We start from the raw sequence: 16739 nt of genomic DNA on the forward strand, positions 1-16739 counted from the left end.
TTAGATTGACATAGGAGGAAGAATAGTGTTAAAAAAATTATTTGGTTTTGGCAAAGACAAGGATAAGGAATTAGAAAAAAAAGATGTTGGCTCAGAAGAAGAAATAGAAACTGGTGCTGACAACTTAGAAAATGTAGAAGAAACAATTTTTTCAGGGTTTGAGGAGGAAGTTGTAGATAAAGTAGAAGATATTCCAGAAAAAACTGAAGAAGAAGTTGTTGATGAAAGTGCTGAAGAAGATAGAGAGATAGAAGATAAGATAGATACTAATGAACAAGATGTAGAAGAGATAATAAATAATGATTCTCTAGATAGTGAAATAGAAGCATTAAACAATGATAATAATGATGAAGAAACTGAACATGAAGATTATGAAAATAAAGAAGAGAAATATGAAGAAAAGAAAGTTAATTTGTTTGAAAGATTAAAACAAGGATTAACAAAGGCAAAACAAGGAATAACTGATAGAATAGATGAGGTTTTAAAATCATATACAAAAATAGATGAAGAATTGCTTGAGGATTTAGAGGAAATTTTAATAACAGCAGATGTTGGTGTAAATACAACTATGGACATAATTGAGAAACTAAGAGATAAGATAAAGCAAAAGGGAATTACTGAACCAATAAAGGTAAGAGAAGAACTTAAATCTATAGTTGAAGATATCCTTACAAATGAAAACTCTACATTAGACATAGAACCAGCTCCATGTATAATTCTAATGGTGGGTGTAAATGGAGTGGGTAAAACTACTACGATAGGAAAATTGGCAAATAGATATAAAAAAGATGGGAAAAAAGTTTTATTAGCAGCAGCAGATACATTTAGAGCAGCAGCAACAGAGCAATTAGAAATCTGGGCAAATAGAACTAATGTAGACATAATAAAGCATCAAGAAGGAGCAGATCCAGGAGCAGTAGTGTTTGATGCCATAAAGGCAGCAAAAGCTAGAAAGACAGATTTATTGATATGTGATACAGCTGGAAGGTTACACAACAAAGCTAATCTTATGAATGAACTTGGAAAAGTATTTAAAATAGTAGATAGAGAATTTCCAGAAGCAAAGCGTGAGGTACTTCTTGTAGTAGATGCCACAACAGGTCAAAATGCAGTTGTTCAAGCTAAAACATTTAAAGAAGTTGCAGATATAACAGGTATAGTACTTACAAAACTTGATGGAACAGCAAAAGGTGGAGTAGTGCTTGCAGTAAAGTCAGAAGTAGATGTACCTGTAAAACTTATTGGAGTTGGAGAAAGAGTAGAAGACTTACAGGATTTTGATGCAAAATCATTTTCAGATGCATTATTTGGTAACTAGTATTCTTTTAAAAATAATGGTTGACAAGAGTGTTTATATGATATAAAATACAATAGTGTAAAGTAAATAACCTTTACAGTATACTGCTAGGAAGTGTAAGATATGAATATAGAAAAAATGGTCGAAATTGGATTGTTATTTGAACAGTATAAAGAATTACTAACTGATAAGCAAAAAGAGATAGTAGCTCTATACTATGAAGAGGATTACTCTTTAGGTGAAATCAGTGAGAATTTAAGTGTATCAAGACAAGGTGTATATGATACATTGAAACGTTCAGAAAAGATACTAAGAGATTATGAAGAAAAGCTACATTTAGTATCTAAGCTTCAAGAACAGGAAAAAAATATTAAATTTATAAGAAATAAAATTATTGACATTAAAGAAGATTTATTGCACAATAGAGATTGTGCTAATTTAATCCCTAAGCTAGAAAATATAGAAGATGTATGTAGGGAGATGATAAAATGATATTTGAAGGATTGTCGGATAAACTACAAGGGGCATTCAGTAAGTTAAAGTCAAAAGGAAAACTTACAGAAGCAGATGTAAAAAATGCTATGAGAGAAGTTAAACTTGCTCTTCTTGAAGCAGATGTTAACTTTAAAGTAGTTAAAGATTTTATAAAAAAAGTTCAAGAGAGATGTGTTGGACAAGAGGTTATGCAAAGTTTGACACCAGCTCAACATGTAATAAAAATTGTAAATGAAGAACTTACAAGTTTAATGGGAGATGTACAAAGTAAAGTAATGATTTCCTCAAAACCTCCTACAATCTTAATGATGGTTGGATTGCAAGGTGCAGGTAAAACTACGACAGCAGGAAAACTTGGAGGATATTTTAAAAAGCAAGGCAAGAAGCCTCTATTGGTGGCTTGTGATATTTATAGACCAGCAGCTATAAAGCAACTTCAAGTTGTTGGTGAAAAATTGGATATACCTGTATTCAATATGGGAGATAAAGAAAGTCCAGTAAATATTGCCAAGGCAGGTTTAAGTCATGCAATTAAAAATGCTAACGATTTGGTTATTATAGATACTGCTGGTAGACTTCATATAGATGAAGTGCTTATGGATGAGTTAAAGTCAATTAAGTCAGAAGTTAAGCCACATGAAATACTTTTAGTTGTAGACTCTATGACAGGACAAGATGCAGTAAATGTTGCAGAAAGCTTCAATGAAGCACTTGGTGTTGATGGAGTAGTATTAACTAAATTAGATGGAGATACTAGAGGTGGAGCTGCACTTTCAATAAGAGCAGTAACACAAAAACCTATAAAGTTTATGGGTATGGGAGAGAAACTAGATGATATAGAACCTTTCCACCCAGACAGAATGGCATCAAGGATATTAGGTATGGGAGATGTATTAAGCCTAATAGAAAAAGCACAAGAAAGTATGGACTTAGAAAAAGCTAAGGAATTAGAACAAAAAATCAAAAAACAAGAACTAGATTTTGAAGATTTTTTACAACAAATGGAACAAATACAAAATATGGGACCTCTAGACAAGATACTTGGTATGATGCCTGGTATGGGAAATATAAAAGACCAACTTGGAGATGTAGACTTGAATGGTAAAGAAATGAATAGAACTAAAGCCATAATTCAGTCAATGACTACATATGAGAGACGTAACCCAGGAATATTAAATGCTTCTAGGAAAAAAAGAATAGCTAGAGGTAGTGGAACTACTGTTCAAGATGTAAATAGACTTATAAAACAACTTAATGAAATGAAAAAAATGATGAAGATGTTTGCTGGTTCACAAAAAAGTATGAAGAAAAGGGGCGGCTTAGGCGGTTTACCTTTTTTTAAATAAAATATAAAAAATAGTAAAAATTATTCGGAGGTGACTGTAATGGCAGTTAAAATAAGATTAAAAAGAATGGGAGCTAATAAAAAACCTTTCTACAGAATAGTAGTAGCTGATTCAAGAGCTCCAAGAGATGGAAAATTCATAGAAGAAATAGGATACTATAATCCAATTTCTGAACCTAAACAAGTAAGAATAAATGATGAAAAAGCTATAAAATGGTTAGCTACTGGTGCTCAACCAACAGAAGTAGTTAAAAAATTACTTGTAAAAAATGGAGTAATAGAAAAATTCGAAGCTTCTAAACAAGCAAAATAATTTTCTCTTAGCAATTAGTATAAGTAAATACTTATTGTTGAGGTTACTTTAGGAGATGAAATATATGAAAGAGCTAGTTGTAGATATAGCTAAGGCTCTAGTTGATAATCCTGACTCAGTTGTTGTTGAGGAATTTAAAGACAATGACGGTATCGTCTTAAAGCTTACAGTTGCTCAAGATGACATGGGTAAGGTTATTGGGAAGCAGGGAAGAATAGCTAAAGCTATAAGAACTGTCGTAAGATCTGTTGCAAATAGAGAAAACATAAAAGTTTCTCTTGAGATAGTGTAAAGAGGAGGATTAGGTATAGTGCCTAGTCCTTTTTGTATAACTGTGTACAGTTTTGAGAATTTATGATGATATGGTAACATAAGATTAAATTTTTTTGAGAAGGTGATAACATGAATGAAAAATTAACTCATTTTAAGGTAGGGCAAATAGTAAACACACAAGGTCTAAAAGGTGAGGTAAGAGTTTATCCACTTACTGATGATATAGATAGATTTGATGAATTGAAAGATTTTTATTTAGGAAAAGATTTAAACAACAAGTGGACTGTAGAAAATGTAAGATATAAAGGTTCTATGGTTATAATGAAGATAAAAGATATAGACACTATAGAAAAAGCAGAAAAGCTAAAAAATAAATTTATGTATGTGTCTAGAGAAGAGAGTAGAGACCTTGAAGAAGGCGAGTTTTTTATAGCAGACATGATTGGTTTGGAAGTTTTAACTATAGAAGGAAAGTATGTAGGAGTCTTGGAGGATGTACTTCAATATTCTGCAAATGATGTCTATGTAATAAAAGGTGAAGAAGATAAAGAATTTATGATACCAGCTATAAAAAAATTTGTACCTACTATAGATATGGATGAAAGAAAAATGATTATAGACCCTATTAAGGGTATGATAGATTAGGTGGTAATATGAGATTTCACATAATGACGCTTTTTCCAGAAATATTTAATTCATACATGAATGAAAGTATAATGAAAAGAGCAGTTGAAAAAGGCATAATTGATGTGCATATATATAATATAAGAGATTTTTCTAATAATAAACATAAAAAAGTAGATGATTATCCATTTGGAGGAGGAGCTGGTATGGTGATGACTCCTCAACCTATATATGACACATATAAGCATATAATAAAAACTCATAATATAAACAATCCAAGAGTAATTTATTTAACTCCCAAAGGTAAAGTATACAATCAATCTATAGTCAAAGAGATGTCTATCCAAGAGGATATAATACTTTTATGTGGTCACTATGAAGGAATAGATGAGAGAATTATTGATTTAATAGTAACTGATGAAATTTCAATTGGAGATTATGTACTAACTGGAGGAGAACTGCCTGCACTTATAATGATAGATTCTATATCAAGGTTAATTCCAGGAGTATTAAATCAGGACGAGTCATTTGAAGAGGAGTCATTTAAAGATAATCTATTGGAGTATCCTCATTACACAAGACCTAGAGAGTTTGAAGAGTTAAAAGTACCAGAAGTGCTTTTATCAGGAAATCATAAAAAGATAGATGAGTGGAGACGAGAAGAATCTATAAGAATAACTAAGGAAAGACGATTAGACTTATATAAAAAATCTCAAGAAAAATAAAAACATATACAATAAAATTTAATATACATGTATACAATAAAGTGGCTATAAATGGAATTAAAAATATAAAAATGCTTGTAATAACTATAGAAGTATAGTATAATATAAAATGTTGAAAATACGGGCGTTCCTCTGTTTACACTGGTCGGGTAGTTAAGAACGTCTATGATATTTAGGAGGAAGAAAGATGAATGAAATGCTAAGAGCAATTGAGCAAGAACAATTAAAAAATGAAGTTCCTAATTTTGGACCTGGGGACACAGTTAAAGTACACGTTAGAATTATAGAAGGTAAAAGAGAAAGAATACAAATATTCGAAGGTGTAGTATTAAAGAGACAAGGTGGAGGAGCAAGAGAGACTTTTACAGTTAGAAAAATGTCTTTCAATGTTGGTGTAGAAAGAACTTTCCCAGTTCACTCTCCAAAAATAGAAAAAATAGAAGTAACTAGAAAAGGTAAAGTAAGAAGAGCTAAACTAAACTACTTAAGAGGTAGAGTAGGTAAAGCTGCTAAGATAAAAGAAGCTAGAAATAGATAATTAAAAACTTTACTTATAAATGGGGGGCTGATTTATCAGTCCTCTTTCTATTTTAACTGAAATCATAACAAATAATTAAATTGTAAGCAGATATGATTATTTGTTGAAAATATACTATTTATTGATAGATTTAGGAATTTTAAAATTGAAAATAAAATCAATAAATATTGGATTATATTTTGAAATAATACTAAAAATAAGAAGATAATATTATGTAAAGTATGATGTTAAAAGGGTGACAATGTAAGGTTTTAAGTAGATATATTTTTTAGTAAAATTAGGTAATAATAACATACTATTTTAAAGGAGTGATATACATGTCAAATGAATATGAAGAGTATCTTATGGATAATAATCTACATATAAACTGGTATCCAGGCCATATGAAGAAAACCAAAGAATTAGTAAAAAATAACTTAAAACTAATTGATGTAGTGGTTGAACTTTTAGATGCTAGAATACCATTTAGTAGCAAAAATCCAGATATAGATATGCTTGTAGGAGATAAGCCTAGGGTAGTTGTATTAAATAAAAGTGATATGGCAGATAGAGATAAGTTAAATCAATGGATTGAGTACTACAAAAAGAATAACATAAAAGCTATACCAGTAGATACATTAAAAGGTGTAGGTGTAAATAAGATAGTAGAAGAATGTAAGAATGTAACTAGAGAAAAAATGAGTTCTTTAAAAGATAAAGGAAGAAAAGAAAGAGCTATAAGAATAATGATAGTTGGTGTACCAAATGTAGGAAAATCATCTCTTATAAACAAATTAACAGGTAGAAAAAGCACTCAAACAGGAGATAAACCAGGAGTAACTAAAGGTAAGCAATGGGTTAGATTAAAGGGAAATCTTGAACTTTTAGATACACCTGGAATACTTTGGCCAAAGTTTGAAGACCAAGAAGTTGCTTTAAACTTAGCATTTAGTAGAGCTATAAAAGATGAGATTTTAGACGTTGAGACCTTAGCTTTAAGACTTATAGAAAAACTTATGATAATAGAGCCAGAAAAGTTGAAAGCTAGATATAAATTAGATTCTTTAGGAGAAACTCCAATTGAAACAATGGATATGATTGGTCATAAAAGAGGATTCATAACAGGTGGGAAAGAACTTGATTATACACGCATAGCTGTAACTGTCTTAAATGAGTTTAGAGATGGAAAGATAGGCAATATAACACTAGAAGTACCAGAGAGTGTTAAAAGATAGATTTTAAAGCTGGGTTAAAAAATTAATATTATAAGTAAAAAAAAACCTTTTTTTAAAAGGTTTTTTTTCTTTTCTGAAATATAGACAAAAATTGTCACATGAAAGTATAAATTAGATTAGAAAACTTTCAAAAATATTAATTTAAGACAAATATACCTAATTTTTTGAAAATTAAAATCAGTATGATAATTTGCAATTTTGGCATATTGACTTGCTTGTTTCATATAATATATAATAAGCACAAATAAATACAATATATTAAAAATTTAATTTATTTAATTTTATTAATTTAATAATAGATTCTTATTGTTTTAGTTAATTTATTTATGCAAACGTGAACAATTGAGAAATTTTGTTAATTTAATAAGGTTAAAAAGGGGGATTTTATAATGGGTAAGACCAAAGATGTAATAGTATTTGGATTTGCATTATTCGCAATGTTCTTTGGAGCAGGTAACTTAATATTTCCACCATACTTGGGAATAATTACAGGTCCAGAATGGTTAATTGCCTTCTTAGGATTTACATTTGCCGATGCTGGTTTGGCACTTCTAGCAGTAATGGCTACAGCTAAATTCGATGGAAACGTAGTAGAAATGTTTAAAAGATGTGGTATGAAATTGGGAATTCTTATAGGTTGTGTAGATATTTTATGTATAGGACCATTCTTAGCTATACCAAGAACAGGTGCAACAACTTATGAGATGGGTATGATGCCTTTATTTGGAAGTTCAATTCCAGTGTTATTATTCTGTATAGTTTATTTTGCGATATCATATGTATTAACAGTAAGACCATCTAAGGTCGTAGATATAGTTGGACAGTTTTTAACTCCAGCTCTTCTAATAGCTTTAGCATTTATAATTATAAAAGGTGTTATATCTCCTCTTGGAGAGGTAATAGATAAACCTATGATACCTAATGTATTTGCAGAAGGTATTGGTCAAGGTTACCAGACAATGGATGCATTTGCAGCAATAGCACTTGCATCAGTACTGATAGTATCCCTAAATGAAAAAGGATATACTAGTATTAGTGAAAAGTTAAAGATGATTGGTAAAGCAGGTGTTCTTGCTTGTGGAGGATTGGCACTAGTTTATGGTGGATTGTGTTTCCTTGGAGCAACTGTATCAACAATGTATGGAACAGATGCAGTACAATCACAAGTAATAGTAAATATAACACAAGGATTACTTGGAAATGTTGGAAAAGTTATTTTAGCAATAGTTGTATCTCTAGCATGTTTAACTACATCTATAGGTCTTACATCTGCAACAGGGCAATATTTTTCTAGACTTACAAAAGGTAAGTTAAGTTATGAAAAAATAGTATTAGCCGTATCTGTATTCAGTGCAGTAGTAGCATCTTTTGGTGTTGGAACTATAATAAAGATAGCATCTCCTATACTAAGTATAGTTTATCCACCATCAATTGTTTTAATAATATTGGCTTTCTTTAATGAAAAAATTAAGAATGATAATGTATACAAAGGAGCAGTATATATGTCATTGCTTGTAAGTATATTAACAGTTATATCTAGTTATGGAGTAAGCGTTCCAGTAGTAAATTCTTTACCTCTTCATACATTAGGATTTAACTGGGTAGTTCCAGTTATAATAGCTGGAATAATTGGTAATTTTATACCATCAAAGAGTCAATCTAATACACTTGGTACAAATTAAAACTTATTTAATTGAAATATAAGCATCTGAAAATAAAAGATTTATCTATAATAAATGAAACTATTTATATAGATAACTCTTTTTATTTTTGAGTATATACTAATTATTTGCATTTAATATAGTAAAAATTAGCTAGAAGTATTAAAAAAATAATAATGTTTATTTTTTAACAATGATGAGTATTTATAAAAGCTATTTAAAGGAATATTAGAAGTTCAGATATGTGTATTAGTTGACTTTTACAAAAATATTATATAAATAAAATTGTGACAATAATAAAATAATAAAATAAAATTTAAGGCATTTGAACATATAAATAACTTATGTAAATTACTAAATTGTTTTTTAATTGGATTATATTAAGATTATTTAGTAAATTCTAAAAAATAAGTAAACTAAGATGAATACTAGCAACTGCAAAGTTTTAACAAGTTGGAACTTACAATATAGTTTCTATGAAGAAAAATAAATCAACAAATCATAATAAAAAATTTTCAGAAAAAATGATTTGGAAGCACTCTAGCAAGTAAAAAGTCTATAAGCGTAGAATTGGAATTACGTAAAATTAATAGTGAATTTAGCAAAATAAATACAAAATACTACAAGAATTAACGTAAATAGAAGTTATGACAAAAGGAAAACGATTTTCTAAGTATCATAATTTTGAAAATTAAAAAAATTAAAAATCATATTGACTGCTTTTTTTTCAGATTATATAATAAACACAAAATATTTAAAATTTAAATTGAAATTAAAAGATTATACAAAACAAAAAGGAGAGTGATGTATACATTAATATTGTCTATAAAGCAATATAAATTGGGAATAATGCAAATAATTTAAAAAGTCGCACAATTAAGATGATTTAAAAGTTTTAATTTTGTCAAGAAAAATTAAATAAAAATAAAAAAAGCATATATGTTTAAAGTATACATGTTAATTTTATTTAATTAAGAAAGTTGTACTAAATATTGCGAAGATTTTATAAATTATGAAACATAATTGACAAGTTTAAGTCAAAAATGTATAATTAAATAAAATCTCGTCAAAAGGTTTTCATTTAAGAAGAGATTGGACTTATTTTTTGGTAAAATGTAATAAAAAGTAGTAAAATTCAAATGGGGGTGCTTTAAATGGGTGAGAAACAAATCAAGTTTAAAGATGTAATTGTAATTGGATTTGCACTGTTTGCAATGTTTTTTGGTGCTGGGAACTTAATATTCCCTCCATATCTAGGAGTTTTATCCGGAGGTAGTTGGCTAGTAGCTTTCATAGGATTCCTTTTCGCAGATGGTGGTTTGGCATTATTAGCAGTTATAGCAGCAACTAAGTTCAATGGAGACACATCAAAAATGTTTTCAAGAGCTGGTAAAGGATTAAGTGTTGTATTAGGATGTGCAATGGTAATCTGTATAGGACCACTTTTGGCAATACCTAGAACAGCAGCAACAACTTATGAAATGGGTATATTACCTACAATAGGTTCAGGAATAAGCCCAGTAATATTCTCTATAGTATTCTTTGCTATAGTATTGATTTTAACAATAAGACCATCAAAAGTTGTAGATATAGTTGGATCAATTTTAACTCCAGCTTTACTTATAGCTTTAGCAGTATTAATAGTTAAAGGTATTGTATCTCCACTAGGAGAAATAAGAGATGCTTCTTTAATACAAAATGTATTTGCAGAAGGTATAACTCAAGGATATCAAACAATGGATGCATTGGCAGCTAGTGTATTTGCATCAATTATAATCATGTCAGTAATAGCTAAAGGTTATACAGGTGAAAAAGAAAAGATGAAAGCTACAGTAAGTGCAGGTGTTATAGCGGTAATAGGTATGGCACTAGTTTATGGTGGATTATGTTACCTTGGAGCAACTGTATCTGAAATATATGGACAAGATGTTCAACAAACAGCTTTAATAGTTTCAATAACAGCAGCATTACTTGGAAATGCAGGTAAGATTCTATTGGCTATTATAGTTGCATTAGCATGTTTAACAACAGCTATAGGTCTTTCTTCAGCAGCAGGTCAATATTTCTCAACACTTACAGATGGGAAATTAAAATATGAGCATATAGTTATAGTAGTTTGTGTATTTAGTGCAATCATATCAAACTTTGGAGTAAGTACAATAATAAAATTCTCTTCTCCTATATTAAGTATGGTATATCCAGCAACTATAACTCTAGTTATACTAGCATTATTTAGTAATAAAATTAAAAATGATAACGTATTTAAATGCGCTGCATATATGGCATTGTTAGTAAGTGTATTAACAGTTGCAACAAGCTTTGGTATAAATATACCTCTAGTTAATAGCTTACCACTAGCTTCATTAGGATTTAACTGGGTAGTTCCAGTTGTAATAGCTGGAATAATAGGGAACTTTATTCCATCTCAAAGCAGCAAAGCTGTACAATAATAAAGAATAATTAATACATATAGGAATTGTCTTAAAGTGATTAAAATCATTTAGGAGGCAATTCCTTTTTGATATGTAAAACTTTATATGTATTTATATGTAAATGGATATTAAATTAAGTAGATTAAAGATAGATTATTGTTAGGTTGAATTTTGTTATATATATTTACAAATAATATTTATGGGATGTAGCATATTTATATGGAAAATATAAAGAATTTATTAATAATTTCAATGGGAAATAATGGAATAATAAGGATAAAATTTATAAAAAAATAAAGTATATAAGAGTATAATTACACTTTTATATACTTTTTTATGTTATTTTTAAGTTTTTAATAGAAGATATTTAGAATATAAAAAGTTCATTTACTTAATTGAGAAAACTATAAAGCGTGTTATATTGAATATAAAATAGTATAATATATATTGTGTAAGATAATTAATATGAAAACATGCAAATATAGAAAAAAGTTTGTTTAGAATTACAACTAATAGGTGTATTAATGTAATACTAATTTATTGGAGGTCTAAAAATGAAGTACATAATAAAAAGAGATGGGACAAAAGAACTTTTTAGTAAAAGTAAGATTGAAGATGCTGTCTATAAAGCTAGTATAAATAGTGAAGGTGGAGTAGATAGAGATTTAGCATATGATATATCAAGAAAAATTGCTAATGATTATAATTCTATGGAAAAATGTTTATCTGTAGAAGAAATCCAAGATATAGTTGAAGTATTACTTATGGAATCAAATAGAAAAGATATAGCAAAACACTACATATTATATAGAGAAAGACGTTCAGAAATAAGACATAAGGCTTGGGAGTTTGATGAATTACAAAAATCAATATGGAAAAATAAGTATAGACACGATGGAGAAATTTTTGATGAATGGATAAAGAGAATTTCAAATAATAGTCCAAGAATATCAAAGTTAATAAGACAAAAGAGATTTTTATTTGCAGGTAGAATTTTAGCAAATAGAGGTTTACATAAAGAAGGTAAAAAAGTAACTTATTCTAATTGTTATGTAATAGAGCCACCAAAAGACAGTATAGAAGATATTTTTGACACTGCAAAAAAACTTGCTAGAACTTTTAGTTATGGTGGAGGGGTTGGAATTGATATTTCAAAATTAAGACCCAAAGGTGCAAAAGTAAATAATGCTGCAAAATATACAACTGGAGCAGTGTCTTTTATGGAACTTTATAGCATGACGACAGGTTTGATTGGTCAAAGAGGTAGAAGAGGAGCTCTTATGATTTCTATGGATGTAAATCATCCAGAAATAGAGGAATTTATAGATATAAAAACTGATTTGGAGAAGGTTACTAAAGCAAATATTTCTGTAAGAGTAACAGATGAGTTTATGCAAGCTGTAAAGGAAAAAAAGCTGTATAATTGTACTTTTGAAGTTGAAACTACTGGAGAAAAAATAGTCAAAATAGTAAATGCATATGATTTGTTTAATAAGTTTGTTAAAAATAACTGGGATTATGCAGAACCAGGAATATTATTTTGGGACAAAATAAAAACATATAACCTTATGAGTGAAGATAAGTCTTTTTGTTTTTCAGGTGTAAATCCTTGTGCAGAAGAGCCACTTCCAAGTGGAGGAAGCTGTTTGCTTGGCTCAATAAACTTATCAGAGTTTGTAATACAACCATTTGGGGAACATGCTACCTTTGATATTAATAAGTTAAAATCTTGTGTTAGAGAAGCTGTGGTAGCTTTAAATGATGTATTAGATGAGGGATTAAATTTACATCCATTACAAGAACAAAGGGATAGTGTCTATAAATATAGACAAATAGGATTAGGTGTAATGGGTATTGCTGACATGCTTATAAAGATGGGGATAAGATATGGTTCTGATAAATCTTTAGAATTGTGTGATTTAATTGGTAAGACTATGCTTAACGAAGCTGTAAAACAATCAGCTTTGATTGCTAAAGAATATGGCACATTTAGTGAGTATAAATATGAAAATATTTCTAAATCTAGATTCTTTATAGAAAACCTAAATGATGATATTAAAGAGATGGTTGAAAAGTATGGGCTTAGAAACTCACAACTTTTAACTATACCTCCTACAGGTTCTATATCTACAATGATAGGTATTAGTGGAGGAATAGAACCTATATTTAATCTTTCATATATAAGAAAAACTGAAAGTTTGCATGATGAAGATGTGTATTATAAAGTATATACTCCAATAGTTAAAGAATATATGGATAAAAAAGGCATTACAGATGAAGAATGTTTACCAAATTTTTTTGTTACTGCTATGAATATAGGATATGAAGAAAGAATAAATATGCAAAAAGTATGGCAAAAGTATATTGATGCTTCTATATCATCTACAATAAATATACCTTTTGAAACTACAATTGAAGATGTTTTCAACATATATGTTAAGGCATGGGAAGCTGGTCTTAAGGGAGTGACAATATTTAGAGATGGATGCAAAAGGAGTGGAATCTTAATAAATGAAAAAAAAGAAGATAATAAAAAAGAAAATAACAAAAAAGAAGATAATAAAAAAGAATCTCATAAAAATAATAAAGAAGAAAAAGATAATAAAGAAGAAAAAGCCAAAGAATTAAAAAGTAAAAATTTTGAAGAAGATGAAAAGTTTGTATGCCCTGAGTGTGGTAGTGAAGGAATAGCACATACAGGTGGATGTAGTATATGTTTAAAATGTGGATATAGTGGATGCAATTAAATTCTAAGTTAGTGAGTTTTTAATATATTTAAGAGAAGAATATTTTTACAGGTGAAAGATGAGGGGATAGCATGCAGAACAAGAGTGTGAGGGAGATTAAAGAAATAATTGAGGCTTTAGAAGTTGAAAAGTATATGGAATATATAGAAATATTAAGAGTGGACGAAAGAAAATCTGTTCAAAGTTTGGCTATAAAACTTGCTAAGAAACTAGATAATATTAGAAAAGAAGCAGAAAGATTAGAAACCATAAATACGTTTGAAAATGAAGGATATAGTAAAGGATATTTATATATTGGAGGAATTGATGAAGCTGGAAGAGGACCACTTGCAGGTCCTGTTGTAGCTTCTGTTGTAGTGTTTAAGAAAAATACAAAAATAGAAGGCGTAAATGATTCTAAGAAACTAAGTGAAGCAAAAAGAGAGGAGCTTTTTGAAGTAATAAAAAAAGAAGCATTAGATTATGGAATAGGGATAGTAAATAACGAAGAAATAGATGAATTTAACATATTAAATGCCACGTATATGGCAATGAAAAAAGCAATAAATTGTTTAAAACAAACACCAGATTACTTACTTGTTGATGCAGCGACAATACCAGGAATTGATATAGTTCAAAATCCAATTATAAAAGGAGATTCAAAATCTATATCAATAGCAGCAGCAAGTATATTAGCGAAAGTTACTAGGGATAGTATAATGTATCAATATGATAGAGTATATCCAGAATATGGATTTAAATCTCATAAGGGATATGGAACAAAAGAACACTATGAAGCTATTGAAAAACATGGGATAACTCCTATACATAGAAAAAGCTTCTTGAAAAATATACTATAAACATAATATGATATAATATATATTATATAAATTACTATAATTAATGGGGGATTAGAGATGGATTATAATGAACTATTAAAAAATGCTAGAGAAAATTTAAATGGAAGTTGTAAAGTTTGTAAAGTTTGCAATGGAGTTGTCTGTGCAGGTGAAGTACCTGGTATGGGAGGTAAAGGAAGTGGTTCTTCTTTTATAGAAAATAGCAAGAGTTTAGAAAAAGTAAAAGTAAATATGAGAGTAATACATGATGTTTCAAATCCTGATACATCTATAGAAATGTTCGGAAAAAAAATGAGTGCTCCTATATTTGCAGCTCCAGTAACAGGAACTACTTTAAATATGGGTGGAAAAATAAATGAAAGAGATTACATAGAACCAGTAGTTGCAGGATGTGTCAATAGTGGTATCTATGCAATGGTTGGAGATACAGCAGTAGATGCATTTTTAATGGAAAATTTAGATGTAGTTAAAAAGTATAATGGTGCTGGAATTGTATTTATTAAACCTTGGGACAATGAAAATATTATAAAAAAAATAAGATTGGCTGAAGAAGCTGGAGCATTTGCAGTTGGAGTTGATATAGATGCTTGTGGTTTAGTAACTTTATCACTACATGGAAAACCAGTACTTCCTAAGAATGTTGACCAAATAAAAGAATTAGTTAAATCTACTAAATTACCATTTATATTAAAGGGAATAATGACTGTAGAAGATGCGTTAATGGCAGTTGAAGCAGGTGTAGATGCAATTGTTGTATCAAATCATGGAGGAAGAGTACTTGACTGTACTCCAGGAGCATGTGAAGTTTTACCAAAGATTGCTGAGGCTGTTAAAGGTAAAGTTACAATACTTGCAGATGGTGGAGTTAGAACAGGGTTGGACGTATTAAAAATGATAGGTCTAGGGGCAGATGCAGTATTAATAGGAAGACCTTTTGTAACAGCTTCATTTGGTGGAGCAACTGATGGTGTAGAAACTTATGTAAATAAACTTCAATCAGAATTAAGTGGTTCTATGATATTAACTGGATGTCAAACTATAAAAGATATTGATGGAAAAGTTATATACAAATAAATTTTTATACAAAAAAGAGGAAAAATCATTTTAATGTAGAACAATTATACAAAGGGGGAATTTATATGAGTAAAAAAGCTTATGAAGAAGCCTTAGTAGAATTGGAAAAATTTATTGATGAGAGAAAGCAAATAGTTAAAAGTGCGGAGGAATGTATCGATAAGTACATAGTTGACAGAACGCTACCTTTTGATTACAAAGATAAATGTGTGGAATGGCAACAAGAGTTACTTGACATTGCAGAAGCACAGATTTTAGAAGCAAATGAATTGAATGTATTATTGGAAGAAAAAAAGGAACTTGAGGAAGATTAGATTTTGTTGACCAAGTGTAAATCATATTACTGACTTACACTTGGTTTTTTGTTGTATAAAATATATTCTAGTTAAGATGGCTTTATAAACACTAGATTATGAACACTAGATTATGAAATCTAAAGTAAAATATGGTAATAAATATGATTAATCTAAAAAATAAAACCAGTCTTTAAGACTGGTTTAATTATTATTTTTCGGATTTAGAATATGTTTTTTCATTTCTTCTAATACGATTGTATAGGATTTACATTGAGCAGCAGCTAATTCCGACAAAGCAAATCTCTGAGCTTTATTTAAAAAGTCCTTATCTGTACTACATAATTGCTTTGAACAATCTTGTATCATAAGCATCTTAATTAATTTTACAATCTCAAAGATATCTCCTGAATGAAATTTATCATGGTATAATTTAAGCCGCTTCTTTCTATCAAAAATCCATATAGCATCTGTTTTGTTAATAGATTGGATAAAATTATCAATTTCATTTTCGTTCATAATTGGACGGACACCAATCTTGTCAGCATTCAGAACAGGAATAGAAATTTTAAGAGTACTATTGAAAATGACAGTTAATTCGTAGTATTTCTGCATATGTTTATTTATTTCCTTGGTTACAATATCACTTACATAACAGGCTCCCTCTTTTGGATACATCACACTTTCACCGATATTATACATATGTTAGTTATACCTCCAAACTGAATTTTAGATATTGCAATTTGGGTACAATGCTTTAATTATCTAATAATTAATATTATATCATAAAACTATTGACAAGTCAAAAATATTAATATATAATACTAAGTTTAGCATCAAAAGTGGTTAAAACCAACTATAAAACTAAC

Annotated in this window: 16 protein-coding genes; 15 read left to right on the forward strand and 1 reads right to left on the reverse strand. The window is 29.1% G+C overall.

The genetic code is table 11. The annotated features are described in order from the left end of the window. Window positions 1–25 precede the first annotated feature (25 nt). From ftsY to IC218_RS00980, 15 genes are all read left to right on the forward strand, one after another. On the forward strand, window positions 26–1318 hold the full coding sequence (gene ftsY / locus IC218_RS00910) for a signal recognition particle-docking protein FtsY (RefSeq protein ID WP_227823642.1): 1293 nt from the start codon (window positions 26–28) through the stop codon (window positions 1316–1318). Window positions 1319–1420: 102 nt separating this feature from the next. Continuing rightward, window positions 1421–1789: a YlxM family DNA-binding protein gene (gene ylxM / locus IC218_RS00915; RefSeq protein ID WP_227482226.1), complete on the forward strand. Its 369-nt coding sequence runs from the start codon at window positions 1421–1423 to the stop codon at window positions 1787–1789. Next, window positions 1786–3138, forward strand: coding sequence for a signal recognition particle protein (gene ffh / locus IC218_RS00920; RefSeq protein ID WP_227434163.1), 1353 nt, complete (start codon window positions 1786–1788; stop codon window positions 3136–3138). The genes ylxM and ffh overlap by 4 nt, the downstream gene beginning before the upstream one ends. A gap of 39 nt (window positions 3139–3177) precedes the next feature. After that, window positions 3178–3450, forward strand: coding sequence for a 30S ribosomal protein S16 (gene rpsP, locus IC218_RS00925; protein WP_003419338.1), 273 nt, complete (start codon window positions 3178–3180; stop codon window positions 3448–3450). A gap of 64 nt (window positions 3451–3514) precedes the next feature. Further along, window positions 3515–3742, forward strand: coding sequence for a KH domain-containing protein (locus tag IC218_RS00930; protein ID WP_227434164.1), 228 nt, complete (start codon window positions 3515–3517; stop codon window positions 3740–3742). A 110-nt stretch (window positions 3743–3852) separates the two neighbouring features. Then, the gene (gene rimM / locus IC218_RS00935; protein ID WP_227434165.1) at window positions 3853–4368 is read left to right on the forward strand and encodes a ribosome maturation factor RimM; all 516 of its coding nucleotides are present in this window, start codon (window positions 3853–3855) and stop codon (window positions 4366–4368) included. 8 nt (window positions 4369–4376) lie between these two features. Beyond that, complete coding sequence (gene trmD, locus IC218_RS00940) at window positions 4377–5072, forward strand: tRNA (guanosine(37)-N1)-methyltransferase TrmD (protein ID WP_227434166.1); 696 nt, start codon at window positions 4377–4379, stop codon at window positions 5070–5072. 187 nt (window positions 5073–5259) lie between these two features. Then, a complete protein-coding gene (rplS, locus tag IC218_RS00945) occupies window positions 5260–5610 on the forward strand; it encodes a 50S ribosomal protein L19 (protein WP_227434167.1) in 351 nt (116 codons plus the stop codon). A gap of 317 nt (window positions 5611–5927) precedes the next feature. Continuing rightward, entirely contained in the window at window positions 5928–6824 is an 897-nt protein-coding gene (gene ylqF / locus IC218_RS00950; protein ID WP_227434168.1) for a ribosome biogenesis GTPase YlqF, read from the forward strand. Between the two features lie 389 nt (window positions 6825–7213). Next, a complete protein-coding gene (brnQ, locus tag IC218_RS00955; RefSeq protein ID WP_227823643.1) occupies window positions 7214–8506 on the forward strand; it encodes a branched-chain amino acid transport system II carrier protein in 1293 nt (430 codons plus the stop codon). A gap of 1133 nt (window positions 8507–9639) precedes the next feature. Continuing rightward, window positions 9640–10935, forward strand: coding sequence for a branched-chain amino acid transport system II carrier protein (brnQ, locus tag IC218_RS00960; RefSeq protein ID WP_227823644.1), 1296 nt, complete (start codon window positions 9640–9642; stop codon window positions 10933–10935). A 536-nt stretch (window positions 10936–11471) separates the two neighbouring features. After that, on the forward strand, window positions 11472–13664 hold the full coding sequence (locus tag IC218_RS00965) for an adenosylcobalamin-dependent ribonucleoside-diphosphate reductase (protein ID WP_227823645.1): 2193 nt from the start codon (window positions 11472–11474) through the stop codon (window positions 13662–13664). Window positions 13665–13735: 71 nt separating this feature from the next. Next, window positions 13736–14503 (forward strand): ribonuclease HII, encoded by a 768-nt coding sequence (locus IC218_RS00970; protein ID WP_227823646.1) that lies wholly within the window; start codon window positions 13736–13738, stop codon window positions 14501–14503. A 57-nt stretch (window positions 14504–14560) separates the two neighbouring features. Then, window positions 14561–15577, forward strand: coding sequence for an alpha-hydroxy-acid oxidizing protein (locus IC218_RS00975; protein ID WP_227823647.1), 1017 nt, complete (start codon window positions 14561–14563; stop codon window positions 15575–15577). A gap of 65 nt (window positions 15578–15642) precedes the next feature. Beyond that, a complete protein-coding gene (locus tag IC218_RS00980) occupies window positions 15643–15891 on the forward strand; it encodes a hypothetical protein (protein WP_227434174.1) in 249 nt (82 codons plus the stop codon). Between the two features lie 183 nt (window positions 15892–16074). On the opposite strand, the gene IC218_RS00985 is transcribed toward IC218_RS00980, so the two are convergent. Next, on the reverse strand, window positions 16075–16572 hold the full coding sequence (locus IC218_RS00985; protein WP_227434175.1) for a CarD family transcriptional regulator: 498 nt from the start codon (window positions 16570–16572) through the stop codon (window positions 16075–16077). Window positions 16573–16739 lie beyond the last annotated feature (167 nt).

It is taken from the genome of Clostridioides sp. ES-S-0005-03 (assembly GCF_020658455.1).
In the GTDB taxonomy this organism is placed as follows: Bacteria; Bacillota; Clostridia; order Peptostreptococcales; family Peptostreptococcaceae; genus Clostridioides.

Bases quoted from the DNA above. Each gene is read 5' to 3' on its own strand.
- ylxM (WP_227482226.1), top strand. From the start codon at position 1,421: ATGAATATAGAAAAAATGGTCGAAATTGGATTGTTATTTGAACAGTAT.
- ffh (WP_227434163.1), top strand. From the start codon at position 1,786: ATGATATTTGAAGGATTGTCGGATAAACTACAAGGGGCATTCAGTAAG.
- rpsP (WP_003419338.1), top strand. From the start codon at position 3,178: ATGGCAGTTAAAATAAGATTAAAAAGAATGGGAGCTAATAAAAAACCT.
- IC218_RS00930 (WP_227434164.1), top strand. From the start codon at position 3,515: ATGAAAGAGCTAGTTGTAGATATAGCTAAGGCTCTAGTTGATAATCCT.
- rimM (WP_227434165.1), top strand. From the start codon at position 3,853: ATGAATGAAAAATTAACTCATTTTAAGGTAGGGCAAATAGTAAACACA.
- trmD (WP_227434166.1), top strand. From the start codon at position 4,377: ATGAGATTTCACATAATGACGCTTTTTCCAGAAATATTTAATTCATAC.
- rplS (WP_227434167.1), top strand. From the start codon at position 5,260: ATGAATGAAATGCTAAGAGCAATTGAGCAAGAACAATTAAAAAATGAA.
- ylqF (WP_227434168.1), top strand. From the start codon at position 5,928: ATGTCAAATGAATATGAAGAGTATCTTATGGATAATAATCTACATATA.
- brnQ (WP_227823643.1), top strand. From the start codon at position 7,214: ATGGGTAAGACCAAAGATGTAATAGTATTTGGATTTGCATTATTCGCA.
- brnQ (WP_227823644.1), top strand. From the start codon at position 9,640: ATGGGTGAGAAACAAATCAAGTTTAAAGATGTAATTGTAATTGGATTT.
- IC218_RS00965 (WP_227823645.1), top strand. From the start codon at position 11,472: ATGAAGTACATAATAAAAAGAGATGGGACAAAAGAACTTTTTAGTAAA.
- IC218_RS00970 (WP_227823646.1), top strand. From the start codon at position 13,736: ATGCAGAACAAGAGTGTGAGGGAGATTAAAGAAATAATTGAGGCTTTA.
- IC218_RS00975 (WP_227823647.1), top strand. From the start codon at position 14,561: ATGGATTATAATGAACTATTAAAAAATGCTAGAGAAAATTTAAATGGA.
- IC218_RS00980 (WP_227434174.1), top strand. From the start codon at position 15,643: ATGAGTAAAAAAGCTTATGAAGAAGCCTTAGTAGAATTGGAAAAATTT.
- IC218_RS00985 (WP_227434175.1), bottom strand. From the start codon at position 16,572: ATGTATAATATCGGTGAAAGTGTGATGTATCCAAAAGAGGGAGCCTGT.